Consider the following 24,169-nt stretch of genomic DNA (forward strand, 5'->3'; position numbering starts at 1 on the left):
TGCTGCACCGCCGTGCAAAGCCTGTGCGGTTGCCAGTGCGGTTCCGGCACCCTAGCTAGGCCCCGACTTTCAAGGAGCTTTTAATGGCCGATACCCCCAGCACGCTCGTGATGACGCTCGACACCGGCGAAGTGCGCATCAAGCTGCGCCCCGATCTGGCGCCGAACCATGTCGAACGCATCGTCAAGCTCGCCGATTCGGGCTTTTACGACGGCGTGCCGTTCCACCGCGTGATCGACGGCTTCATGGCGCAGGGCGGTGACGGCGGTCGCGGCGACGGCACCGGCGGGTCGAAGGAACCGAACCTCAAGCAGGAGTTCAACGCCGAGCCGCACGTCCGTGGCGTGTGCTCGATGGCGCGGACGATGGACCCGAACTCGGCCAACAGCCAGTTCTTCATCTGCCTCGACGACGCGACCTTCCTCGATCGTCAGTACACGGTGTGGGGCGTGGTCGAGAGCGGCATGGACGCCGTCGACGCGCTGCCCAAGGGCGAACCGCCGCGCAATCCGGGCAAGATCGTGACCGCGCGCAGCGAGGCGTAAGCGGTTTGCCGTCGTCCGTCATTCCGGCCTTCGCCGGAATGACGGCGCGGACGGGGTGGTCCCCTACTCCGCCGGTGCGTTCAGTGCCTGCACCAGCCAGTCGTGAAACAGCTTTACCGGCCGTTGCTGCAACATGCGCGGGCGGCACACGAACCAGTGGCTATAGGTCGAATCGACCGCGCGATCGAACAGCGGCACCAGCCGCTCGTCGCGTGCCGTTTCGAAATGCGATTCGAGCATGAAGGCGACGCCCAGCCCCTGTGCCGCCGCCTCCAGCATCAGCGTTCCCGAATCGAATCGGTCGATCGCCGCCGGTTCCAGATCGGGCAGGCCTGCCGCATGCATCCAGTCGGCAAAGGTATCGGGCATGTCGCGGTGGATCAGCGCGGTATGCTGTGCCAGCTGCGCCGGATCGGTGATCGGCGACCGGTCGATCAGCGCGCGTCCGGCGATGGCATAGACGCGATTGCGGTCGAGCCGCCGGGCATAGAGCGCGGGATCGATCGCATGGTCGAGCACGATCGCGACGTCGATCCCTTCGCCCAGCCGCCCCAACCCGTGATGCGCGGTATCGAAATCGAGATGCAGTTCGGGATGCTTTTCGTGCAGGTCGCCCATGCGCGGCATCAACCGCTGAATCGCGAATAGCGGCAATACGCCGAGGCGCAGCCGCAGCACCTCGACCGCGCCCGACATCTGCTCGACCGCGTCGGACAGCGTGTCGAGCGCCCCCGACAGCAGCGCCAGCAGCCGTTCGCCATCGTCGTTCAGGCGCAGTGCCTGATGCCGGCGTTCGAACAGCGGCTTGCCGATGAAGCGTTCGAGCGCCTGCACCCGGCGACTGAGCGCCGGGGAGGACAGCGCCAGTTCGTCGGCGGCGAGCTTGACCGATCCCAGCCGCGCGACGTGGACGAACGCTTCGATGGCGGTGAGTGGCGGCAGGCGGCGCATCCGGGTCCCTATCTGGTTGCGGTGCGGCACAAGCTGCACTGCGATCGTCTCCGTTGCAACCACCGCCGCAATTAACCATTGCAGTTTTTGCAATATCGATTGCGTCGTTCGCACTTGCAGCAAACTATCCCGCGCTGCACATAGGGCAGGCCTTTCAGGCATCCTCTCCTAAAAACTTTCCGGCCGGTCCTTTGCGACCGGCCTTTTTTTTCGCCTTGTTGCGGGCAACCTGCCGCCTATCTCCGCTGTTCAAATCGTTCCAGCAGGACGGGATAGCGCATGGCGGACAGCGAAACAGGCGGACGGCGGTTGCAGGTGGCGAATGCACGGCCCGAGGATAGCGGGCGCGGCATCGCCCATCTCCCGCGCTCGGTCATGGCGCTGCTCGGCATCAACGAGGGCGATGTGGTCGAGATCGTCGGCAAAAAGACGACGCCCGCACGCGCCATCGCCCCTTACCCCGAGGACGAGGGTCTCGACATCGTCCGCATCGACGGGTTGCAGCGTGCCAATGCCGGGGTCGGATCGGGTGATCAGGTCGAGGTCCGCAAGGCCGAATCGCGCCCGGCCACGCGCGTCGTCTTTGCGCCCGCGCAGCAGAATCTGCGGCTGCAGGGATCGTCGAATGCGCTCAAGCGCACTTTTTTCGGGCGGCCCGTGTGCCAGGGCGATATCGTCGCCACCACCGGCCATCAGCGCGTCGACAATCTGTCGCCCAATGTCCGCCGCTATGTGAATGCGCCCGCTTTTTCGCTGCAGGAGATCCGCCTCGCGGTCGTCTCAGCGACGCCCAAGGGCGTCGTCCATATCGACGAATCGACCGAGATCGAATTGCGCTCGGAATATGAGGAGCCGCGCGAGACGCGCCGTGCCGACGTCACCTATGACGATATTGGCGGCATGGGGCAGACGATCGACCAGCTGCGCGAGATGGTCGAACTGCCGCTTCGCTATCCCGAATTGTTCCAGCGGCTCGGCGTCGATCCGCCCAAGGGCGTGTTGCTGCACGGGCCGCCCGGCACCGGCAAGACGCGGCTCGCCCGCGCGGTCGCCAATGAATCCGACGCCGAATTTTTCCTCATCAACGGTCCCGAGATCATGGGATCGGCCTATGGCGAATCCGAGAAGCGGCTGCGCGAGGTGTTCGAGGAAGCGACCAAGGCATCGCCGTCGATCGTGTTCATCGACGAGATCGATTCGATCGCGCCGAAGCGCGGACAGGTATCGGGCGAGGCCGAGAAGCGGCTGGTCGCACAGTTGCTGACGCTGATGGACGGGCTCGAATCGCGCGCCAACATCGTCGTCATCGCCGCGACCAACCGGCCCGAGGCGATCGACGAGGCGTTGCGCCGTCCCGGCCGGTTCGACCGCGAGATCGTGGTCGGCGTGCCCGACGAGCGCGGGCGGCGCGAGATTCTCGGCATCCACACCCGCGGCATGCCGCTCGACGAGCATGTGGATCTGAGCGAATTGTCGCGCACGACCTATGGTTTCGTCGGTGCCGACCTGGCGGCGCTGACCCGCGAGGCGGCGATCGATTCGGTGCGGCGGATCATGCCGCGCATCGACCTGTCGGCAGGCACGATCCCGCAGGACGTGCTCGACAGCCTGTCGGTGACCCGCGACGATTTCGTCGAGGCGCTCAAGCGGGTGCAGCCGAGCGCGATGCGCGAGGTGATGGTGCAGGCACCAACCGTCCGCTGGAACGATGTCGGCGGCCTCGACGATGCGCAGATGAAGTTGAAGGAAGGGGTCGAGCTGCCGCTCAAATCGCCCGATTCCTTCCGTCGCCTCGGCATCCGCCCGGCCAAGGGGTTCCTGCTCTACGGACCGCCCGGCACCGGCAAGACGCTGCTGGCCAAGGCGGTCGCGCGCGAGGCGGAGGCGAATTTCATCGCCACCAAATCGAGCGACCTGCTGTCCAAATGGTATGGCGAGAGCGAGCAGCAGATCACCCGCCTGTTCGCGCGCGCCCGGCAGGTGGCACCGACGGTCATCTTCATCGACGAACTTGATTCGCTGGTCCCCGCGCGCGGCGGTGGCCTTGGTGAGCCGCAGGTGACCGAGCGGGTCGTGAACACGATCCTGGCGGAGATGGACGGGCTGGAGGAATTGCAGTCGGTCGTCGTGATCGGGGCGACCAACCGGCCGAACATGGTCGACCCGGCGCTGTTGCGGCCCGGCCGTTTCGACGAGCTGATCTATGTCGGCGTGCCCGACCGGGCGGGGCGCGCACGCATTCTCGGCATCCAGACGCAGAAGATGCCGCTGGCCGACGACGTCGATCTCGACGTCATTGCCGGGCGGACCGAACGCTTCACCGGTGCCGATCTGGAGGATGTGGTGCGCCGTGCCGGCCTGTTCGCGCTGCGCGATTCGCTCGACACGCGCGCGGTGACGATGGCGCATTTCGAGGCGGCGCTCGGGGAATCGCGTGCGTCGGTCACGCCCGAGATGGAGGAGGAATATCGCGCCATGTCGTCGCGGTTGAAGCAGGATGCCCTGTCCATTCAGCCGCTTGGCTTCATCGCACCGGGCATGGTCGAGGGACGCGGACCGAAGGGATAGCACGTTGGCGATGCCGCCCCGCCGGTGGCGGAGCGGCATCGAAATGGAACGACGTGCGGCGGACCGAAACGCCGAAGCGAAACCGATATGCTTGCAAGTTCGTTTCGCTTTTGCGACGACGCGATGACCATGGCCGCCCGGCCATCCGTTCGAGGATTTCCATGACGACGACTTCCAACGCCGCGACCCGACGGAAGCCGCGCGGCGTACCATCGCCGGCCGGCATTTTCCTCCGTGGGTTCGTGAAGCATCCGGTCATGGTCGGATCGGTCATCCCGTCATCGAACCGGCTGATCCGCAAGATGCTGGCCCCGATCGACTGGGCCACTGCCAAGGTGGTGGTCGAATATGGTCCGGGCGTCGGCACCTTCTGCCGCCCGATCCTCGAACGCCTCGCCCCCGATGCGCAGTTGATCGTCATCGATACCAACCCCGATTTCATCGACTATCTGAACGCCACGATCCTCGATTCGCGCTTTTCGGCGGTCCATGGATCGGCGGCCGATGTCGAACGGATCGTTGCCGATCATGGTCAGCCACACGCGGATTACGTGCTGTCGGGCCTGCCTTTTTCGACGCTCCCCGCCGGTGTTGGGGACGATATCGCCGCCGCGACGCAGGCGGTGTTGCGGCCGGGCGGGGCGTTCCTCGTCTATCAGTTCAACCCGCGGGTCCGCGATTTCCTCGACCGGCAATTCGCGCGGATCGATCACGACATGGAATGGTGGAACGTGCCGCCGGCCCAGCTTTGGTGGGCGTGGAAGGACTGATTTCGTAGCCATTTGCGGCCCCGGTGCGTTGAAGCCGCAATGACCCCTCCCGTCGCGCCCGTCGCCTGGCTCAACGCGGTCGCCACCGCCACGCCTGCCCACGATATCCATCATGCCTTTATCGATTGGGCGCGCGCGCGATTGCCGTTGCGGGAGGCGCGGCTGTTCGACCGGATGGTCGAGCGCGCCGGGATCGCCCGGCGTTGGTCGGTGCTGCCACAGGGCGCCGATGGTGGATCGCCGGTCGCGCCGGGCGGCTTCTATGCCGATGCGATGCCCGGCACCGCCGCGCGCATGACCGTCTATGCCGATGCCGCGCCGACCCTGGCGCTGTCGGCGATCGAGCGGCTTGCTGCGCAGCATCCGCTGGGGAACGTTACCCATATCGTCGTCGCAAGCTGCACCGGCTTCGTCGCGCCGGGGATCGATCAGATCATCGCCGCGCGGCTCGGCCTGCCGTCCACGACCGAGCGGCTGCTGATCGGGTTCATGGGCTGTTACGCCGCCGTCGCCGCATTGCGCAGTGCGCGCCACATCGTCCGCTCCGAACCCGATGCGCGGGTGCTGGTCGTCACGGTCGAACTGTCGACGCTGCACCTGCAACCGGCGATCACCCTCGAACCATTGCTGGCGATGCTGCAATTCGGCGATGGTGCGGCGGCGGCACTGGTCACGACCAACCCGGCCGGCATCGCGATCGAGACGCCGTTCGCCGCGGCGTTGCCCGATTCGGCCGATCTGATCCGCTGGGACATTACCGACGCCGGTTTCGCGATGCACCTGTCGGGCGAAGTGCCGGGGCGCATCGCCACCGCGCTGACCGATCCGGGTTTCGCGGCGGCGGCGACCGGCGGACGATCGCTGGCCGAGGTCGATGGCTGGGCGGTCCATGCCGGCGGGCGATCTATCCTCGACGCGGTCGAACGCAGCCTGTCGCTGTCGCAGGACGCGCTCAACGCATCGCGCGGGGTGCTGGCGGCGAACGGCAACATGTCGTCGGCGACGCTGATGTTCGTCCTTGCCGAACTGCTCGCCGGGCCACCGGTCGCCAATGGCATCGCGCTCGCCTTCGGCCCCGGCCTTGCCGCCGAGGGGTTCGGCTTCCGGAGCGCGGCATGAGCTTCGCGCGGGTTCATGCCGAGGAGGCGATGGACGATCCCGCGCTCGATCCGGCAATCTATGCGGCGGTGCTGCGCGATCTGGCGCGGGTCAACCGGATGACGATGGCGGCGCGACCGACGCTCGCCTTTCTGTCGGGGATCGTCGCGCGGGGTGATCGGTTGAAGCTGCTCGATGTCGGCTATGGCGATGGCGACATGCTGCGCCGGATCGCGCGTTGGGCGGCGGCAAAGGGCGTGGCGGCGGAACTGGTCGGCATCGACCTAAACCCGCGCAGCGAAGCCATCGCCCGTGCCGATACGCCATCGGACCTGCCGATCACCTATCGCACCGGCGATTATGCCGATCTGGCGGGGCAGGGCTGGGACGTGATCGTCTCCAGCCTCGTCGCGCATCACATGACTGCCGACCAGTTGGTCGCGTTTCTGCGTTTCATGGAGGCGGAGGCGGCACGCGGCTGGTTCGTCAACGACCTGCATCGCCATCGCTTCGCGCATCGCGGCTATCCGCTGCTCGCCACGCTGATGCGCTGGCATCCGATCGTCCGGGCCGATGGCACGCTGTCGATCGCGCGTTCCTATCGCCCCGACGAATGGCCGCCGATCCTTGCCGAAGCGGGGATAACGGATGCTCGGGTCGATCGGCGCTTTCCGTTCCGGCTATGCGTCGAACGTCGGCGCTGATCGCGGGCGGCGGTCCGGCCGGGGCGGTCGCGGCGCTGCTGCTGGCGCGCGGCGGGGCCGGGCCGGTGCTGCTGGAGCGGTCGCGCGGTACGCCTGATGCGCTGTGCGGCGGATTCCTGTCGTGGCGGACGCTGGCATCGCTCCGGCAGATCGGGGTCGAGGTGGAGGGCCATGTCGTACGCCGGGTGGTGTTGTTTGCCGGGGGCGGGCGATCCGACTCACCGCTGCCCGCGCCCGCCATCGGCCTGTCGCGGCGGCGGCTCGATGCCCAATTGCTGGCAGCGGCGCAGGCCGCGGGGGCCAGGGTCGAACGCGGCGTGGCCGTCCGGTCGGCCGACGGGCGCACGCTCCATACCGGCGACGGGGCGGATATTGTCGGGGAGACGCTGTTCCTCGCCACCGGCAAGCATGACCTGCGCGGGGCGATGCGCGATGCCGATCCGGGTGCCGATCCGGCGATGGGGGTACGGGTCCGGCTGGCCGCGCATCCGGCGCTGACCCGGCTGGTCGGCGATGCGATCGAACTCCACGCCTTTGCCGGTGGCTATGGCGGGCTGGTGCTGCAGGAAGATGGCAGCGCCAATCTGTGCATGGCGCTGCGCCGGTCGCGGCTGCGCGCGGCGGGCGATCTGCCGGGTCTGTTGCGACTATTGGCGACCGAATGCCCAGCGCTTGGCGAACGGCTGGCATATCTCGCCGAAACTCCGACGATCGATGCGGTCGCCAACGTGCCCTATGGCTGGCGTGCGCGCACGACCGGGGCGGGGGTGTATCGGCTGGGCGATCAGGCGGGGGTGATCACGTCGCTCGCCGGCGAAGGCATGGGCATCGCCATCGCCAGCGCGATCCGCGCGGTCGCGGCGTGGCAGCGTCGGGGCGCTGCGGGGGCGGTAGGCTATCAGCGCGATCTGGCGCGTGCGCTCCGCCGCCCGATCATGCTGGCGGGGCTGCTTCGGACGCTGGCAGAGGACCGGCGGGGCAGCGCGCTGTTGCTGGCAGGGGGGCGGGTACCATGGCTGGTCGGCAAGGCGGCCGCCTGGACCCGTGTCGATCAGATGCCGGCATACCAGTCGTAACCGGCGACATCCTCCCAAAAGCCACCCTTGCCGCCGGCAATGGGGTTCAACGACGCCACCGCCTCGATCCGCTCGACATATTTGGCGTGTTTGTAGCCCAGTTGCCGCTCGACCCGCAGCCGCAGCGGCGCACCGTTCGGCACGCCGAGCAGCCGGTCGTTGAGTGCCCACGCCAATATCGTCTGCGGATGAAAGGCATCGATCAGGTCGATCGATTCATAATAAGGCCGCCCGCCGATCGCATCGGCGCAGTGGAACACCAGATAGCGGGCATCGGGCCGCAGCCCCGCGAGGTCGAGGATACGCGACAGCCGCGGCCCGGTCCACTTCCCGATCGCGCTCCATCCCTCGACGCAATCATGCCGCGTGATCTGCTGACGCGACGGCATCGACCGGATCTGGTCGAGCCGCAGCGACAGCGGTCGCGCGACCAGCCCGTCGACGCGCACCCGCCAGTCGGCGAAGCGGTTCGCCGCGTGCGCGTTATAGTCCGGCGTGTTGGGATTGTTGGTGCCGTTGGCGCGAAAGATCGGCGAGCGCTGTTCCGGCCGATATTCGACCGCCAGCGCATCCCGCGCGGTAATTGCCCGCTGCAACCCACGATGCGCGACCTCCGCCCCGCCCAATAGCTGTTGCGCCGCCGGCAGTTGCGACACCCGGTCGCACGCCGCGACCAGTCCGCCGGCGCCGACGACCAGCGCCGACCGGCGAGAGAGCAGCCGGCTCATTCGGGCACCCGCCAACGCCCGGTGATCATCGAGCGCACTTCGTTCACCGCGCCCGCCAGGATCACGAGCACCAGATGGACGATGACGAACAGGGTGATGCCGCTGGCGGCGAGGAAGTGGATCGACCGCGCCGACTGCCGTCCGCCGAGCACCTCCAGCACCCAAGGAAATGCCGCGTTCAGCCCCGGGGACATCGCAATCCCGGTCAGGATCACCAGCGGCAGCAGCCCGAAGATCACCAGCACATAACTGAGTTTCTGGAGCACGTTGTAGTCGCCCGGCGCCTCCGGATCATGGAAGCGGAACGCCAGATGCGCGCGGATATCGGCGATCAGATGCGCCCATGACAATTCGCGCCGCCGGATGCGCAGATCGCGCTGGAAATGCCGATTGAGCAGGCTGGCGACCATATAGGCCAGCAGCCCGAAGCCCAGCACCAGCGCAAAGCTGAGATGCCAGTTGCGCGCCAGCGCCAGATTGTAATTTTGCGGGATCGTCACCCATCCTGGAAACCGGTCGAAGGTCAGCCAGGCATGGTCGAAATTCGCGCCATAGCGCCCCCAATAGAGCCGGGGATGCGCGTTCAGGATCATCAGCCCGCTGCCGATCAGGATGACGACCGCGACCGCATTGACCCAGTGCCACAGGCGCGTGGCCAGTCGGTGGCGATGAATCGAACGCGTCATGCTTTTGGTTTAGGCCGAATCGGGACGATTGCGAAGCATGGTTGCGTCGACGGTGCGGATCGTGCGTTGGGGGCGGGCATGACCGAATTTCACTCCTATGCGCCGGCCGAGGGCCATCGCCTGCCGCACGACCCGTTCAACGCGATCATCGCGCCGCGCCCGATCGGCTGGATCGCCAGCGTGTCGGCGGAAGGGAAACGCAATCTCGCGCCCTACAGTTTCTTCAACGCCTTCAACTACGGCCCGCCGATCATCGGTTTCGCCTCGACCGGGGCCAAGGATACCCTCGCCAATATCCGTGCGACCGGCGAGTTCGTCTGGAACCTCGCGACCCGGGCGCAGGCCGAGGCGATGAACGCGACGTCGGCGACGACCGAAGCCGACGAGTTCGTGCTCGCCGGGCTCGACACGCTTGCGTCGACGACCGTCGCTCCGCCGCGCGTTGCTGGATCGCCGGTCCAGTTCGAATGCCGATCGACCCAGATCGTCCGCCTGACCGATCATGCCGGCGGCGAAATCGATACGTGGCTGGTGCTCGGCGAAGTGGTGCAGGTCCATATCGACCCCGCCTTGCTGGAGGACGGCATCTACCGCACCGAACGCGCGCATCCGATCCTGCGCGGCGGCGGGGCGGGGGATTATTTCGAACCGGGCGAACGCTTCGACCTGCGCCGGCCAAAATAATCCTCCCCGGGACGGGGAGGGGGACCATGCGCAGCATGGTGGAGTGGGCGTCCCGCGGGCGAGCGCTATGCGTACGCGCGGACGAAAAACGCCACCGTCACGCTGAACGTCACCAGCAACGTCCACGCCCGCACCTGTCCCGATGTCAGCCTGACACCGAGCTTGGCCCCCAGCCAGCCGCCGAATATCCCGCCCAGCAGCATGGGGATGCATGCCGCCCATGCGACCATGCCCCCGACGATGAATACGATCGCCGCCGCGCTGTTGGCGGTGGCCAGCATCAACGTGCGCGGTGCCGCCATCGATTTGGGATCGGTGCCGGCCAGCAGGCCATAGGTCGCGGTGACCATCATGCCCACGCCACCGCCGAAATAGCCGCCATAGACGCCGAGCAGCACCTGCGCCACGACCAGCGTCGCCGGCCCGATCGTCACCCGGTCGTGCAGCCACACCGCCGCCCGCTTGCCGAGCGCGATGGCGAGGAAGGCGACCAGCAGCAGCCACGGCACGATGACGTCGAACAGGTCGCTGGGCGTCCATACCAGCAACAGGCTGCCGACCAGTCCCGAGACGAAGGTAATGGCGGCCAGCAACCGGATCGGCAGCCCGCCGAGCGGCCCCAGTCCTTTGCGATAGGCCCAGGCGCTGGCGATCGCACCCGGCTGCAACGCCACGTTCGACGTCGCATTGGCGATCGATCCGGGCAGCCCCAGCGCGATCAGCGCCGGCATCGTCGCGAACGTGCCGCCACCGGCCAGCGCGTTCATCGCGCCGCCGACCACACCGGCACCGGCCGCGAGCAACAGGGAGGAGATATCGAGCATCGGGCGGGCTAGATACTATCGGCCCGGGACTGTCGAGGGGCCACCCGATCCGACGCACATTACCGCCATTTCATTCCGTACGGAGGGACGGCGCGTCGTGCGATTAAACGTCCGTCATATTCGGATCGGAGGCGAAACAACCCATCGGCTCGCGCGATTCATCGGCCTCTGGCAAAGAGGAGATGACATCATGAAGAAACTGGTTTTTGCGATCGTCGGCACCCTTGGCGTTCTGAGCGGCGGGGCTGCCCTCGCTACCCAGCCGGCGAAGAAGCCATGGGTAACCGAAGCGGCGCAGCTTCCCGGCCGTGCCGGCACCGAACGGACCGTCGCCGTCATCAAGAGCGGCAGGAACCTCGAAACCGTCAGCTGTCGCGACTTCAACATGCTCGACGAATCGTTCAAGCCGGAAGCGATCCGCTATGCTGCCAATTACGGTCCGAAGGGCAAGCCGCATCCGACCGTCACCGTCGCGGGTGTCGAAACGATCCGGCCGATGGTGGTGGCAAGCTGCAAGGCGCGGCCCGGCGATCATTTCGCCGCGTCGGTCGACGCCGCGCTGAAGCACCGCGGTTGACGATATGCGGCCCGGCGGCACATCGCCGCCGGGCCGCATCGTTCAGATCGCCGCCGCTTCCGCCGCCTCGCGGTCGCGTTCCGCGCGGCTCTTCTTTTCGGCCGCGGTCTTCAGCTGTCCGCACGCCGCGCCAATATCCTGCCCGCGCGTCCGGCGCACGGGGGCCGAAATGCCGCCTTCGAACACGATGTCGCTGAACGCGCGGATGCGGTCGGGCGTCGAACATTCGTACGGCGCGCCCGGCCACGGATTGAAGGGGATCAGATTGACCTTCGCCGGCAATTGGTACTTGCGCAGCAGCCGCACCAGTTCGCGCGCATCGTCGTCGCTGTCATTCTTGTCCTTCAGCATCACATATTCGAACGTGATGCGGCGGGCATTGTTGGCGCCGGGATAGTCGGCGCAGGCCTGCAACAATTCCTCGATACCGTATTTGCGGTTGAGCGGCACGATCTCGTCGCGCACGTGCTTGGTCACCGCATGCAGCGACACGGCGAGGTTCACGCCGATCTCCTCGCCCGCGCGCGCCATCATCGGCACCACGCCCGACGTGCTGAGCGTGATCCGCCGCTTGCTCAGCGCAAGGCCATCGCCGTCCATCACGACGCTCAGCGCATCGCGCACCGCATCGAAATTATAGAGCGGCTCGCCCATGCCCATCATCACGATGTTGGTCAGCATCCGCCCTTCGGGCTGGCTCGGCCATTCGCCCAGCGCATCGCGCGCCAGCATCACCTGCCCAACGATCTCGCCCGGCGTCAGGTTGCGCACCAGCCGCATCGTGCCGGTGTGGCAGAAGGTGCAGTTGAGCGTGCAACCGACCTGGCTCGACACGCACAGCGTTCCCCGATCGGCGTCGGGAATGAACACCATCTCGTAATCCTGCCCGTCGGGCGAGGTCAGCAGCCATTTGCGCGTGCCGTCGGTCGAGACCTGCGCCTCCTTCACATCGGGGCGGCCGATGACGAAGTGCCGGTCGAGCGTCGGATGCTGCGCCTTGGCGATGTCGGTCATCGCCGAAAATTCGGTCGCGCCGCGATTATAGATCCAGTGCCAGATCTGCTTGGCGCGCAGCTTCGCCTGTCTGGCGTCGAACCCGGCGGCTTCGAGCGCGGCACGGATTTCGGGCTTGGACAGCCCGACCAGATCGGTGCGGCCATCGGGACGCGGCGCCAATGGCCGCGGAACGGGCACGGGATCGACATGGCCGGGAATCGGCATGGGGGGCGACGAGACTGTCAGCATCGGCAGGATATAGCCGATTTCAGGTGGGATTTCCACTCGGACATCCGTTCACTCACACAACGTTCGTCCTGAGAGGCTGACCGGGAAAAGGTTGGATGACCTCGCCATGTATGATTCGATCGTGGTTGCGAAGCTACGAAAGGATCGACGATGGTTTGGAATGAGGCCACCCGGGAGCGGTATCGCCGGGCCGAGGGTCGGTATGCAAGCGACTTGAGTGCGGCGGAGTGGCGGGTATTGGGTCCGCTTCTGCCGCCGCCGTCGGTTCGTGGCCGACGGCGGCGGACGCCGCTGCGGCGGATCGTGAACGCGTTGCTGTATCTGCTATGGTCGGGATGTCCGTGGCGTGGTCTGCCGCGTGATTTTCCGCCGTTCACGACCGTACAGTATCATTTCTACCGCTGGCGCGATCAGGGCTGGTGGCCCCGGATCAATGCGTTGCTGGTGGCACGTTCGCGGATGCTCGAGGGGCGCGATCCCGAACCATCGGCCGTGGTGATCGACAGCCAGAGCGCGCGTACCACCGAGAGCGGCGGTCCGCGCGGGTTCGATGCTGCCAAGAAGGTCAAGGGTCGCAAGCGCCACATCGCGACCGATACGTCAGGCCGATTGATCGAGGCGCGGATCACTCCGGCAAACGTGCAGGACAGCCATGGCGCCGTGCCGTTGCTCAAGGCGCTGGCCGCCCGGTTTCCCGGCCTGCGCCATGCCTATGCCGACCGCGCCTATCGCGGCAACAAGCTGCTCGACGCGGTCGCCGATCCGCGGCCATGGACCATCGAGATCATCACCCGCTCGCAACGCGTCGGACACTTCGTCCAGGAACCGCGACGATGGGTCGTCGAGAGGACGTTCGCATGGCTCGGTCGAAACCGGCGTCTCGCCAGGGACTATGAAGCCTCCGAACAGTCGCAGGAAGCCTGGTGCAACCTCGCTTCCGTCAAAACCCTCACCAGACAAATCGCCAGATCTCAATAACGAGTCAGACTCTGAGTAGCCGCCGAGCCTGTCGAAGCGGCGTATCGAAGGACTGCTGACCAAGTGCTTCGATACGGGCCTTCGACTTCGCTCAGTCCCTACTCAGCACGAACGGTCCGAGCCTCGGATACCCTATAAACACCCCAAAGCCGCCGCATCGATCGCAGTCGCCGCCCCCGCCAGCGCATAGACGTCGACGAACGGCGCGCCGTTCTCGGCGACGCTCTCGATGCTCATCGACCGCCCGCCGCGCATCGCCGCGACGATCGCGCGGTCGGTGGCGGTGTCGGGGCTCCATGCGTCGATCCGCCCGGCCTTCAGCTCGAACCGTCGCTCGCCGATCGCCAGCACGACCTGCGCCCGGTCGCTTCGCGCCCGGCTCAGGCGGACATGGACCTGCCCCCGTGTCCCCGCACCCGGCCAGTTGCCGATACTGGCAAAGGGCGCGCCGGTGTTCCCCCGCACCGGGCGACTGATCGCGTAGCAGCGCGTGGGCGCCTCGTCGCGAAACGCGCCCCAGCGCTGGTGGATACCGATCGCCTGCGGTGCCGCCACCGCCAGCAGCAGCGCGATCAAGCCGGCGCCGCCATCGACGGCCCGCCGCTTCCTAGATGCGCGATCGTCTCGCGCCCGCCTTCGATCAGCGCGATCGAGCCCTGCGGCAGGTCGGGCGCGACCGGCGCGTCGAACTGCGGCATCACATCGGCACCCGTCAGCACGCCGCGCAGCACCCGGCTGGACATGCCGTGCATGATGACCAGCCGGTCGCCGGGATCGGCATCGGTATCGCTCGCCCAGGCACCGACCCGCGCCGCGATCGCGTCATACCATTCGCCGCCCGGCGCCGGCCGGCGGTACAGCCGCGCCTCGACATCGAGGAAGTCGGCGTCCGCCCCGACCAGTTCGTGATAGTAACGCCCCGACCATTCGCCCATGCCGATCTCGACCAACCGGTCGTCGCGGCGCGCCGCGTGCCAGTCGAGTTCGAGATGTTCGGCGATGATCGCCAGCGTCTGGAGCGCGCGACCCGCGCTCGACGCCCATAGCGTCAGCTTCGGCTTCGCGCCCAGCAGATCGCGCAATGCCGCGCCCATCGCATCGGCCTGTGCGAAGCCCTTGCGGGTCAGCGGGGTATGCGGGTGATCGCCCTGCATCCGCTGCGCGATATTGTACACGGTCTCGCCATGGCGGGCGATGAAGTCGCGTCCCTTGCGGGCGGCGTGGGGATGGGTCGTCATGGTCCTGCTTTCAAGCCCGTGTTGCGCGATTGCAACGGTTTTCGCTGTTTAGGTGAGGTTCATGCAACGCCCGGCGAATGCGTCCATTGAACCTCGGCGCCCATATGGGCGGTGACAACGGAGTTTCGACTATGCGTACCCTCATCCTCGGTCTTGCCGCTGCCGGCACTGTCCTTTCCGCCGCGCCCGCCATGGCGCAGGACGTCAACCCGGCCTTTACCGGTTTCCGTGTCGGCGCGCTCGCCGGTTATGACGGCATCCGTCCGGGCAGCACCCAGGATACCGACCTCGACGGCGACGACCAGACCGTCAACGGCCTGCTCTACGGCGTCGATGCCGGCTACGATTTCGCGCTCAGCAACTTCCTGATCGGTGTCGAGGGGGAATATACCGGATCGACCGGCAAGGTGGAGACCGCGCGCACCGATCCGAACTTCTTCGGCTTCGGCAGCGTATCGACCGGCCGCGACCTCTATGTCGGCGCCCGTGCCGGCCTGCTCGTCGCGCCGACCACGCTGGCGTATGTGAAGGGCGGCTACACCAATGCCCGGCTGAACGTGCTGGCCAGCGACGGCACCGTCGACAACCGCGAGAATTTCGAACTGAACGGCTATCGCCTCGGTGCCGGTGTCGAACAGGCGATCGGCTCGCGCGCCTATGCCAAGCTTGAATATCGCTATTCGAACTACAACAACGCCGACTTCCAGTTCCGCGACGGCAGCACCACGTCGCAATTCGACATCGACACCGACCGGCATCAGGTCGTGGCGGGCGTCGGCATCCGCTTCTGATCTTTGACGGGAGCGGGCCGGCACCGCAAGTCGCTCGAGAGAGCGACCAAAGCGACGCGTTTACATCTCGGTAACCAAGTTGCGCGAGGAGGGTCGGAGCAGTTTGCTCCGGCCCTTCTTTGCGCTAGACACCCTGCTCGGTTTTCTAAGGGGTCGGCACCGAATCCGCCGGCCCGAGTGCGAGCGCATCCGCGCAGGGGAACATCATGAAGGCGACGATCGAACGCGCGACCCTGTTGAAGGGCCTCAGCCACGTCCAGTCCGTGGTCGAGCGGCGCAATACCATCCCCATCCTGTCGAACGTGCTGATCGAGGCGGGCGAATCGACGCTGCGCCTGATGGCGACCGACCTCGATCTCCAGATCGACGAGACGATCGCGGCGGCGATCGATCAGGCGGGCGCGATCACCGTGTCGGCGCACACGCTGTTCGACATCGCGCGCAAGCTGCCCGAGGGTGCACAGGTGCAGTTGTCGGCGGCCGAAGGGCGGCTGACCGTGGTCGCCGGGCGCGCGCGCTTCAGCCTCGCCACGCTGCCGCGCGACGATTTCCCGGTGATTGCCGAGGGCGAACTGCCGACGCAATTCGAACTGCCGGCGACCACGCTGAAGGCGATCATCGACAAGACCCGTTTCGCGATCTCGACCGAGGAGACGCGCTATTATCTGAACGGCATCTTCCTCCACGTCGCCGAGAATGACGGCAAGCCGGTGCTGAAGGCCGCCGCGACCGACGGCCACCGCCTTGCCCGCATGACCGTCGACCGGCCCGAGGGCGCGGAAAAGATGCCCGATGTCATCGTACCGCGCAAATGCGTCGCCGAACTGCGCAAGCTGTTGGACGAAGTCGACGGATCGGTCGGCGTGTCGCTGTCGGGCAGCAAGATCCGCTTCGATCTGGGACAGGCGATCCTGACCAGCAAGCTGATCGACGGCACCTTCCCCGATTATTCGCGCGTCATCCCGACGGCGAATGACAAGCTGCTGAAGCTCGATCCGAAGAGCTTCATGGCCGGTGTCGATCGCGTGTCGACCATCGCCACCGAAAAGACCCGCGCGGTCAAGATGGCGCTCGACCGCGACAAGATCACCCTGTCGGTCACCAGCCCCGAAAACGGCGCGGCGGCGGAGGAAGTGCCCGGCGAATATGCCGCGCTCCCGTTCGAAATCGGCTTCAACAGCCGCTATCTGCTCGACATTCTGGGGCAGATCGACAGCGACCTGTGCGAGGTCCATCTGTCGGACGCCGCCGCCCCGACGCTGATCCGTGAGAACGACGCCTCGCCCGCGCTCTACGTGCTGATGCCGATGCGCGTCTGACGCGCCGCGTCCGAGCGATCCGACGGCCCCGTACGCAGCCCGCGTGTGGGGCCGTCGTTCGTTCGGCCGAAGATGCGGACTCCGCTTTACTCCCCCGACCATCAAGCTATTTATCGCTAGACGATAAACGAAGGAATTGCCGTGAAACTGGTCCGGGGTGCGTGGAAGCTGCTGGTCGGGATTAAGGACGCACTGGTCCTGATCCTGATGCTGCTGTTCTTCGGCGGTCTGTTCGCGGCCCTGTCGAGCCGCCCCAATACCCGGGTGACCGATGGCGCGCTGCTGCTCGACCTGTCGGGATCGATCGTTGAGCAACCTGCTGAGGCCGATCCGGTCGCGCTGCTCAGCGGCCAGCCGGTCGCGCAGCAACTGCGCCTGCGCGACGTGGTCCGCGCACTCGATGCGGCAAAGGGCGATTCGCGGGTCAAGGTCGTGGTGCTCGACCTCGACAAGTTCGCCGGCGGCTATCCGTCCGCGCTGGCCGAGGTCGGCGACGCGGTCGCGCGGGTGCGCGCGGCGGGCAAGCCGGTATTGGCCTATGCCACGCTCTACACCGATGGCGGCTATCGCATTGCGTCCAACGCCAGCGAGATCTGGGAAAATCCGTTCGGCGGCACGCTGTTCCGCGGCCCCGGCGGCTCACAGCCATATTACAAGGGGTTGATCGACAGGCTTGGCGTCAATGCGCATGTCTACCGCGTCGGGCAATTTAAGTCCGCTGTCGAACCCTTCACCCGCGCGGACCAGTCCGAACCGGCGCGTGCCGCCAATCAGGCGCTGTACGGCGCGATCTTCGACCAATGGCGCGCGGCGGTGCAGAAGGCGCGGCCCAAGGCGCAGATCGACGCCTTCCTGACCCGCCCGGCGGAAACGGTGCAGGCGGCGGGCGGCGATATCGCCCAGGCCAATCTGCGCGGCGGCCTTGTCGACCAGCTCGGCGACCGCATCGCCTTCGGCAACCGCGTCGCCGCACTGGCGGGCGAGGACAAGGGCAAGGGCGCGGGCAGCTTCCGCACGATCAAGTACGACAACTGGCTGGCGGCGAACCCGGTCCCGACCGGCGGCGACGCGGTCGGCGTCATCACCGTCGCCGGCACGATCGTCGATGGCGAGGCGAAGGCGGGGACGGCGGGCGGCGACACCATCGCCAAGCTGCTGCTCGACGGTCTCGCCACCAAGAATCTGAAGGCGCTGGTCGTCCGCGTCGATTCGCCGGGCGGGTCGGTGCTCGCCTCCGAACGCATCCGACAGGCGATCCTGCAGGCGAAACAGGTCAGCAAGATTCCGGTCGTGGTCTCGATGGGCGGCCTCGCCGCATCGGGCGGCTATTGGGTGTCGACGCCAGGTGATGTGATCTTCGCCGAACCCAATACCATCACCGGGTCGATCGGCGTATTCGGCGTCATCCCGACCTTCGAAAACACCCTCGCCAAAATCGGTGTCACCGCCGATGGCGTCGCCACCACGCCCTTGAGCGGACAGCCCGACGTGATGCGCGGGACCAGCCCGGCGTTCGATGCGATCATGCAGGGCAATGTCGAGGATATCTATCGCCGCTTCACCGGCCTTGTCGCCGCTTCGCGCAAGCTGACGCCGCAGCGGGTTGATCAGATCGGACAGGGCCGGGTCTGGGACGGCGGCACCGCGCGGCAACTGGGGCTGGTCGACCGCTTCGGCAATCTGGGCGATGCCGTCGCCGAGGCCGCGCGCCGCGCGAAGCTCGACCCCGCCAAGGCGCGCGCCGTCTATCTCGACCGCGAACCCAGCGCTTTCGAAAAGCTGATGAAGGGTTTTGCCGATCGTGAGAAGGGCGAGACGACCGACGCCGCCACCGATCTGCTCGGTGCCGCCGCGATCGAACAGCGCGCGCTGATGGCACAGGCGCTGGGCGACGCCCGCCGGATGCTCACCGCGCGAACCGGCGTGCAGGCGCGTTGCCTCGAATGCGCCGGGCTGGGGCCGGTCACCCCGTCGCCCGACGATGCGTCGCTGTTCGACCTGATCGTGGCGCGGCTGGGCCTATGATCGCGATCCGCGCCGCCCGGCCCGAGGACGCCGCCGCGATCGCCGCAATCTATGCGCCCTATGTGCTGGGCGGCACGGTGTCGTTCGAAACCGAGGCGCCCGACACCCGCGCGATCCGCCACCGCATGGCCGCCAGCGACGGCTTCTATCCGTGGCTGGTCGCGACGACGGGCGAGGCGGATGGCGATGCCGTGCTCGGCTATGCCTATGCGACGAAGTTCCGCGAACGGCCCGCCTATCGCTATGTCGTCGAAACCTCGATCTACATGGCCGGCAGCGCGCAGCAGAAGGGGACGGGGCGGCTGTTGTACGAAGCGCTGATCGACACGCTGCGCGCGCAAGGCTTTACCCAGGCGATCGGCGTGCTGTCGCTCCCCAACGACGCGTCGATCACGCTGCACGAAGCGGTCGGCTTCCGCCGCGCGGGTGTGTACCGCGAGGTCGGCTTCAAACAGGGCCGCTGGATCGATGTCGGCTTCTGGCAATGCCGGCTGAACGAAGGGACGGTTCCGCCGAAGGAGCCGCGACCATTCCGCGAAACCGGGGTCGTTCGAAGCTGAACCCTGTTCCCCTTCGGTTCGAGCAGCCTTTGCGCGCAGTCGAGAAGGCGCTGGGTGGAGCAATCCTCCTCTCGACTGCGATTCGCGATATGCTCGAACCAGCCGGGGTTGGTGGGGGCGGGTATAATCCCGCCCCGAGCCTTCACTTCGGCTTGACGAAGCGCAGCGTCATCCGGTCGCTCTCGCCGATCGCGGCATATTTCGCGCGGTCGACATCTTTCAGCCGATAGGTCGGCGGCAGCGTCCACACGCCCTGCGGCCAATCGGCGGTGTCCTTCGGGTTGGCGTTGACGTTCGACTTGCCTGCGAGCTTGAACCCGGCCTTGGTCGCAAAGGCGATCACCGAGCTTTCCTTCATATAACCCGACTTTTCCTCAGCGGCGGCATCGCGGCTTTCCGGCAGCCGGTGTTCGACCACACCCAGCACACCGCCCGGCTTCAACATCCGGAACATCGCATTGAACGCCGCCTGCGCCTGATCCGCGCCGCCGAAGCGCCAGTTATGGACGTTGCGGAAGGTCAGCACCTTGTCCGCCATGCCGTCGGGCACGCCGGCCCGTCCGGCATCGGTCGGGAAGGCGACGGCCTGCGCCTTGCCGAACGCGGTCGCGTCGCGCGCCTGCAGCTTCGTCAGCATCTCGGCCGTCCGCGGCAGCGGACCGGCGGCGACATAGCGACCGTTTTCGCGCAGCATCGGCGCGAGGATTTCGCTGTACCAGCCATTGCCCGGCCAGATCTCGACCACCGTATCGGTCGGCTTCACCCCGAAGAAGGCCAGCGTCTCGGCCGGATGGCGATAGCGGTCGCGGGGCGTATTCGCCGGATCGCGCAGCGGCGAAGCGATGGCGGCGGCGATCGGCCCGCGCGGCGCCTGTGCCGGGGCCGGGGTCAGGGCGAGCAGCGCGACACTTAACGCTGGCAGCAACAGGGCGGTTCGACGCATGGCGATTCTCCGAAAGGGGCGCTGGGTGGACGATAGGATGATGATGTTATGGACTATTGCGGCGGGCGCGGCGATGCTCTTCGCCGGTTCGGTACTGGCCGAACGCCGCCGCAGCCGCAGGCGCGATCCCGATCGGGTCGGGTGGGTACCATGGACGCTGCTGCAACTGCTGGCGGTGTTGCTGATGGTGTTCAGCGTCGCGATGGCGCTGGCGCAGAAATAGGGCACGATATCCGACCGGTCGCAAAGCTGCTATCCTGTCCCCGACAGGATGCGTCGGGGGGACGTCATGCGATCATGGGGAATGGTTGCCGCACTGTTGCTGCTGGCCGGGTGCGGGACGACACGGCGATCGGCCGATATCGACCATGGCCATCGGCTGGCGACGGTAATGGGCTGCACCAGTTGTCATGGCGCGAAGCTCGACGGCCATTTGTTCGAGGAAGACCTGCAATTCGCCCTTGCGTGGAGCAGCAACCTGTCGCGCATCCTGCCGCGCTGGTCCGATCGGCAGATCGAACAGGTACTGCGCAGCGGACGCCGCCCGGATGGCAGTGCGCTCTGGTTCATGCCGACGTTCGCGCAACGCCAGCTATCGGACGATGACCTGCGCGACCTGATCGCATGGCTGCGCACCGTCCCGCCGGGCGGCACCGACCATCCGCCGATCCGACGCGGCCCGATGTTCGCGGTGGCGATGGAGCATGGGTTTCGGGATTCGGCGACGCAGGCCGAACGGCTGAAGGCGCGCCAACCGGTTGTGCTGGACGACCGGTTCCGGCAGGGACGCTATCTGGCGACGATCGCCTGTGCCGAATGCCACGGACCGGAGCTGTCGGGTCCACGCGATCCGCGTCCGGGCGATCCGCCGGACCTGTCGATCGCCGCCGCCTATACGCCGGGCGAGTTCGCGCGCCTGCTGACGACCGGCATCAACCGCAACGGCCAGCCCGCCGGCGACATGGCGCAAGAGGCGCGCAAGCGGCTGTCGAGCCTGACCCGGCAGGAGATGGCGGCGATCCAGGCATATCTGGTCGCCAGAGCGGCGGTGCCGGGTAGCGGCGCAACGCCGCGCGTTCAGTAGAAGCGCGCCAGCGTCAGCGTCCTCGTCGCGCCATCGCACAGGGTCAGCCGCACGACGCGGCCCGGCGCATCGGTGCCCCAGCGGACATCGACCCCGCCATCGGGGGTCAGCGCCACCGCCTGCCCATCGACCTGGCAGATCAGTTCGTCGGCCTTCCACCCCGCCTTGGCCGCCGGGCTGCCGGCCATGACGTGCAACACGCGCAGCCGCGCCCGGTCATAGCCGAGCAGCAGCCCGCTGGTCGATTTGAGCGGGGCGGGCGGGGCGGCGGGATTTGGCGAGAGCAGCATCTGTCCGGCCCCCGGATCGAGCAGCACGCGGTAGCGCAGCAGCAGGCCGGTGCCGATCCGCCCGGCGACTCGGACCTGTTTGGCGAAGCCGCCATCCGCTTCGATCCTGAGTTCGATCGGACCGGTCCTTAGCCCACCCAGTGCCACGGCGTCGGTCACGGTCAGTCCGGCATCGACCACCCCGCCTGCGCCATAGGCGATGGTCGACGTGACGCGCGCGCCCTTGACCGCTGCCGCCCGCCACTGGCTGCGGGCGATGCTGAGCGCCCCGCCGTCGCCGGTATCGACCAGCAAGGGGCGAATGCGGGTACGACCGAGCGTCGCCTGCGTCAGGTACAGGCCGGTGTCCGACTGCCGCGACATCGGCACGCGGGTACCGGTGAACGGCATCCGCCCGCTCGGCAACAGCCGGAAACGGCGATTGGCGAAATCGATGTCGAGCGCGTGCGGCCCGATCAGGTCGGTTCCCACCAACATGTCGGCATCGCCCGACGCGCTGGCGAGCAGTTTCGGCAGGTCGATCACCGCCACGCGTCCACCGCTGCGGCTGAGCGCGCCGAATGCCACCGCCCTGGTCGCTGCCCAGTCGACCCGGATCGATCCGCCCAGCGCGACTCCGGCGGCGGCGTCCTTCGTATCGATGGTCAGCTTCGCCCGCCGGGCGAACTCCCGGCTGACCGCACTATGGTTCAGCCCGGTGTCGAGCAGCGCCTGCGCCGCGACGCCGTCGATCGTCATCGCAAAGCGCAGATGGTTGGCGGCCGTCAGCGTGAACGGCACCCAGCGCGCCTCGGCATCGGCGGACAGCGTGCCTTGCGCATGGGCAGCGGCGGGCGCGCAGAGCAGCAGCGCGAGGATCAGGCGAAACAACACCGCCCGGATGTAGGACGCGCGTTCGATCGGCGCTACAGGCACGCCTCCAGCAATGCCTGGTCGAAGCCATATTGCCGTGCCTTGTCGAGCGTATAGGGGCGCATCCCCATCGACCGATATTCGCCGATGATCTTGCCGTCGGCGCTTTCGTCCAGATATTCGAACTTGAACAATTCCTGGGTGACGATCACCGGGCCTTCCATCCCGATCACTTCGGTGATGTTGGTCACGCGGCGCGAACCGTCGCGCAGGCGTTTGACCTGCACCACCAGATCGACCGAGTCCGCGATTTGACGGCTGATCGCTTCCTTCGGTACCTTGATGTCCGACATCATCACCATATTCTCCATCCGCGCGAGGCATTCGCGCGGGGAGTTGGCGTGGAGCGTCGCCATCGATCCGTCATGGCCGGTATTCATCGCCGCGAGCAGGTCGAAACACTCGCTGCCGCGAATTTCGCCGAGGATGATCCGGTCCGGGCGCATACGCAGCGCGTTCTTCACCAGATCGCGGATGGTGACCTCGCCTTGCCCTTCCAGATTGGGCGGGCGGGTTTCGAGCGGCAGCCAGTGCGGCTGTTGCAGGCGCAGTTCGGCGGCATCCTCGATGGTCAGCACGCGCTCGCCGGGGTCGATCATCTTCGACAGGGCGTTGAGCATCGTCGTCTTGCCCGAGCCGGTGCCGCCGGAGATGACGATATTGAACCGGCTGGCGCCCGCGACCTTCAGCGCGGTGGCCATTTCCTTGCTCATCGATCCGAAGCCGGCCATCATGTCGATGGTGATCGGCTTCGCCGAGAATTTGCGGATCGAGATCGCCGTGCCCTTCAGGCTGAGCGGCGGCACGATCACGTTTACGCGGCTGCCGTCCTTCAGCCGGGCATCGGCCAGCGGCGTGGTCTGATCGACGCGGCGCCCGACCGAATTGCAGATGCGCTGCGCGATCTGGAACAGATGCTCCTCGTCGCGAAACGCGATATTGGCCAGCTCCAGCTTGCCCTTGCGCTCGACGAAGGTCTGTTCGGGGCCGTTGACCATGATGTCGCTGACCGCCGGATCGGCGAGCAGTTCCTCGAGCGGACCCAGCCCCAGCAGCTCGTCGACCAGCACCTTTTCCAGCGCGAACTGCTCGCGCCGGTTCAGCGTCAGCTTCAATTCGGCCAGCACCTCGCCCACGATCGGCCGGAATTCCTCGGCCAGCTCGTCCTTGCTGAGCGTCGCGGCGGCTTCGGGATCGACGCGTTCGAGCAGGCGCGGCAGCACCTGTTCCTTGATGCGGTGGATCGACGATTCGAACCCCTCGACGCGGCTGTTGCCCGCCTCGCCCGACAGCGCCTGCCGATCGGCGAGCCGCTGCATCGCGTCGCCCACCCCCTGGGGCAGGCTGCCGGCCTGTTCGCCGGGCATCGGCGCGAAATCGTCGCCCGACAGCGGTATCTGGGTCAGCGGCGGGAATTGCGAGCCGAGGTCGAGATCGGCGGCACGCGCCGGCCCCGATCCCTGCATCGGCCGCGCCACTCCGAAGGACGGCCTGCCGCCGCCCGCCCCGCTCATGCCGCTCCGCCGTCCGAATGCGTTCACGCCCGCCACCCTTCTGATTCGTGACGGGCAGG

General features: G+C 67.0%; 25 protein-coding genes. 15 read left to right on the forward strand and 10 right to left on the reverse strand.

Going from position 1 to position 24,169, the window contains the following annotated elements; all coding sequences use genetic code 11:
* Positions 1-83 precede the first annotated feature (83 nt).
* Entirely contained in the window at positions 84-545 is a 462-nt protein-coding gene (locus ACZ1JS_RS15710; RefSeq protein ID WP_242120920.1) for a peptidylprolyl isomerase, read from the forward strand.
* Positions 546-608: 63 nt separating this feature from the next.
* Here ACZ1JS_RS15710 and ACZ1JS_RS15715 read toward each other — a convergent pair whose 3' ends face one another.
* Entirely contained in the window at positions 609-1,496 is an 888-nt protein-coding gene (locus tag ACZ1JS_RS15715) for a LysR substrate-binding domain-containing protein (protein WP_242121003.1), read from the reverse strand.
* Between the two features lie 279 nt (positions 1,497-1,775).
* On the opposite strand from ACZ1JS_RS15715, the gene ACZ1JS_RS15720 reads away from it, so the two are divergent.
* The 5 genes from ACZ1JS_RS15720 to ACZ1JS_RS15740 all read left to right on the forward strand — a co-directional run bounded on the left by ACZ1JS_RS15720 (position 1,776) and on the right by ACZ1JS_RS15740 (position 7,712).
* On the forward strand, positions 1,776-4,064 hold the full coding sequence (locus ACZ1JS_RS15720; protein ID WP_465166868.1) for a CDC48 family AAA ATPase: 2,289 nt from the start codon (positions 1,776-1,778) through the stop codon (positions 4,062-4,064).
* Between the two features lie 161 nt (positions 4,065-4,225).
* Positions 4,226-4,834, forward strand: coding sequence for a class I SAM-dependent methyltransferase (locus ACZ1JS_RS15725; protein ID WP_242120916.1), 609 nt, complete (start codon positions 4,226-4,228; stop codon positions 4,832-4,834).
* A 39-nt stretch (positions 4,835-4,873) separates the two neighbouring features.
* Complete coding sequence (locus ACZ1JS_RS15730) at positions 4,874-5,953, forward strand: type III polyketide synthase (RefSeq protein WP_465166869.1); 1,080 nt, start codon at positions 4,874-4,876, stop codon at positions 5,951-5,953.
* Positions 5,950-6,636 carry a methyltransferase domain-containing protein gene (locus ACZ1JS_RS15735; protein WP_465166870.1) on the forward strand — a complete coding sequence of 229 codons (687 nt, stop codon included), beginning with the start codon at positions 5,950-5,952 and terminating at the stop codon, positions 6,634-6,636. Before ACZ1JS_RS15730 ends, ACZ1JS_RS15735 begins: the two co-directional genes overlap by 4 nt.
* Positions 6,615-7,712: an NAD(P)/FAD-dependent oxidoreductase gene (locus ACZ1JS_RS15740; protein ID WP_465166871.1), complete on the forward strand. Its 1,098-nt coding sequence runs from the start codon at positions 6,615-6,617 to the stop codon at positions 7,710-7,712. The genes ACZ1JS_RS15735 and ACZ1JS_RS15740 overlap by 22 nt, the downstream gene beginning before the upstream one ends.
* Here the strand turns inward: ACZ1JS_RS15740 and ACZ1JS_RS15745 are convergent.
* Entirely contained in the window at positions 7,688-8,440 is a 753-nt protein-coding gene (locus ACZ1JS_RS15745) for a molybdopterin-dependent oxidoreductase (protein WP_465166872.1), read from the reverse strand. The genes ACZ1JS_RS15740 and ACZ1JS_RS15745 overlap by 25 nt on opposite strands.
* Positions 8,437-9,126: a cytochrome b/b6 domain-containing protein gene (locus ACZ1JS_RS15750; RefSeq protein WP_465166873.1), complete on the reverse strand. Its 690-nt coding sequence runs from the start codon at positions 9,124-9,126 to the stop codon at positions 8,437-8,439. The genes ACZ1JS_RS15745 and ACZ1JS_RS15750 overlap by 4 nt, the downstream gene beginning before the upstream one ends.
* A gap of 78 nt (positions 9,127-9,204) precedes the next feature.
* Here ACZ1JS_RS15750 and ACZ1JS_RS15755 point away from each other — a divergent pair, with 78 nt between their 5' ends.
* On the forward strand, positions 9,205-9,810 hold the full coding sequence (locus ACZ1JS_RS15755; protein WP_465166874.1) for a flavin reductase family protein: 606 nt from the start codon (positions 9,205-9,207) through the stop codon (positions 9,808-9,810).
* A 65-nt stretch (positions 9,811-9,875) separates the two neighbouring features.
* On the opposite strand, the gene ACZ1JS_RS15760 is transcribed toward ACZ1JS_RS15755, so the two are convergent.
* A complete protein-coding gene (locus ACZ1JS_RS15760; RefSeq protein ID WP_465166875.1) occupies positions 9,876-10,634 on the reverse strand; it encodes a sulfite exporter TauE/SafE family protein in 759 nt (252 codons plus the stop codon).
* A gap of 190 nt (positions 10,635-10,824) precedes the next feature.
* Here ACZ1JS_RS15760 and ACZ1JS_RS15765 point away from each other — a divergent pair, with 190 nt between their 5' ends.
* Complete coding sequence (locus tag ACZ1JS_RS15765) at positions 10,825-11,211, forward strand: HdeA/HdeB family chaperone (RefSeq protein WP_242120902.1); 387 nt, start codon at positions 10,825-10,827, stop codon at positions 11,209-11,211.
* Between the two features lie 42 nt (positions 11,212-11,253).
* On the opposite strand, the gene rlmN is transcribed toward ACZ1JS_RS15765, so the two are convergent.
* Positions 11,254-12,432 carry a dual-specificity RNA methyltransferase RlmN gene (rlmN, locus tag ACZ1JS_RS15770; protein ID WP_465168719.1) on the reverse strand — a complete coding sequence of 393 codons (1,179 nt, stop codon included), beginning with the start codon at positions 12,430-12,432 and terminating at the stop codon, positions 11,254-11,256.
* 174 nt (positions 12,433-12,606) lie between these two features.
* Between rlmN and ACZ1JS_RS15775 the strand changes: the two genes are divergently transcribed.
* Positions 12,607-13,434: an IS5 family transposase gene (locus ACZ1JS_RS15775; protein ID WP_465165962.1), complete on the forward strand. Its 828-nt coding sequence runs from the start codon at positions 12,607-12,609 to the stop codon at positions 13,432-13,434.
* A 132-nt stretch (positions 13,435-13,566) separates the two neighbouring features.
* On the opposite strand, the gene ACZ1JS_RS15780 is transcribed toward ACZ1JS_RS15775, so the two are convergent.
* Positions 13,567-14,010 (reverse strand): hypothetical protein, encoded by a 444-nt coding sequence (locus ACZ1JS_RS15780; RefSeq protein WP_465166876.1) that lies wholly within the window; start codon positions 14,008-14,010, stop codon positions 13,567-13,569.
* The gene (locus tag ACZ1JS_RS15785; RefSeq protein WP_465166877.1) at positions 14,007-14,672 is read right to left on the reverse strand and encodes a histidine phosphatase family protein; all 666 of its coding nucleotides are present in this window, start codon (positions 14,670-14,672) and stop codon (positions 14,007-14,009) included. Before ACZ1JS_RS15785 ends, ACZ1JS_RS15780 begins: the two co-directional genes overlap by 4 nt.
* A gap of 131 nt (positions 14,673-14,803) precedes the next feature.
* Between ACZ1JS_RS15785 and ACZ1JS_RS15790 the strand changes: the two genes are divergently transcribed.
* From ACZ1JS_RS15790 to ACZ1JS_RS15805, 4 genes are all read left to right on the forward strand, one after another.
* Entirely contained in the window at positions 14,804-15,463 is a 660-nt protein-coding gene (locus tag ACZ1JS_RS15790) for an outer membrane protein (RefSeq protein ID WP_465166878.1), read from the forward strand.
* Between the two features lie 206 nt (positions 15,464-15,669).
* Positions 15,670-16,782, forward strand: a complete 1,113-nt coding sequence (gene dnaN / locus ACZ1JS_RS15795; RefSeq protein ID WP_242120892.1) for a DNA polymerase III subunit beta — start codon at positions 15,670-15,672, stop codon at positions 16,780-16,782.
* 141 nt (positions 16,783-16,923) lie between these two features.
* A complete protein-coding gene (gene sppA / locus ACZ1JS_RS15800) occupies positions 16,924-18,807 on the forward strand; it encodes a signal peptide peptidase SppA (RefSeq protein WP_465166879.1) in 1,884 nt (627 codons plus the stop codon).
* Complete coding sequence (locus tag ACZ1JS_RS15805) at positions 18,804-19,367, forward strand: GNAT family N-acetyltransferase (RefSeq protein ID WP_242120888.1); 564 nt, start codon at positions 18,804-18,806, stop codon at positions 19,365-19,367. The genes sppA and ACZ1JS_RS15805 overlap by 4 nt, the downstream gene beginning before the upstream one ends.
* Before the next feature lie 142 nt (positions 19,368-19,509).
* On the opposite strand, the gene ACZ1JS_RS15810 is transcribed toward ACZ1JS_RS15805, so the two are convergent.
* A complete protein-coding gene (locus tag ACZ1JS_RS15810; RefSeq protein ID WP_465166880.1) occupies positions 19,510-20,310 on the reverse strand; it encodes a class I SAM-dependent methyltransferase in 801 nt (266 codons plus the stop codon).
* 37 nt (positions 20,311-20,347) lie between these two features.
* Here ACZ1JS_RS15810 and ACZ1JS_RS15815 point away from each other — a divergent pair, with 37 nt between their 5' ends.
* On the forward strand, positions 20,348-20,533 hold the full coding sequence (locus ACZ1JS_RS15815; RefSeq protein ID WP_465166881.1) for a hypothetical protein: 186 nt from the start codon (positions 20,348-20,350) through the stop codon (positions 20,531-20,533).
* 66 nt (positions 20,534-20,599) lie between these two features.
* The gene (locus ACZ1JS_RS15820) at positions 20,600-21,394 is read left to right on the forward strand and encodes a c-type cytochrome (protein ID WP_465166882.1); all 795 of its coding nucleotides are present in this window, start codon (positions 20,600-20,602) and stop codon (positions 21,392-21,394) included.
* Here ACZ1JS_RS15820 and ACZ1JS_RS15825 read toward each other — a convergent pair.
* Together ACZ1JS_RS15825 and ACZ1JS_RS15830 are read right to left on the reverse strand one after the other, a co-directional pair.
* The gene (locus ACZ1JS_RS15825; protein ID WP_465166883.1) at positions 21,388-22,599 is read right to left on the reverse strand and encodes an aspartyl protease family protein; all 1,212 of its coding nucleotides are present in this window, start codon (positions 22,597-22,599) and stop codon (positions 21,388-21,390) included. The genes ACZ1JS_RS15820 and ACZ1JS_RS15825 overlap by 7 nt on opposite strands.
* Positions 22,590-24,110, reverse strand: a complete 1,521-nt coding sequence (locus tag ACZ1JS_RS15830) for a CpaF family protein (RefSeq protein ID WP_465168720.1) — start codon at positions 24,108-24,110, stop codon at positions 22,590-22,592. Before ACZ1JS_RS15830 ends, ACZ1JS_RS15825 begins: the two co-directional genes overlap by 10 nt.
* Positions 24,111-24,169: the final 59 nt, after the last annotated feature.

The organism is Sphingomonas sp. BL-S-05 (genome assembly GCF_055521695.1).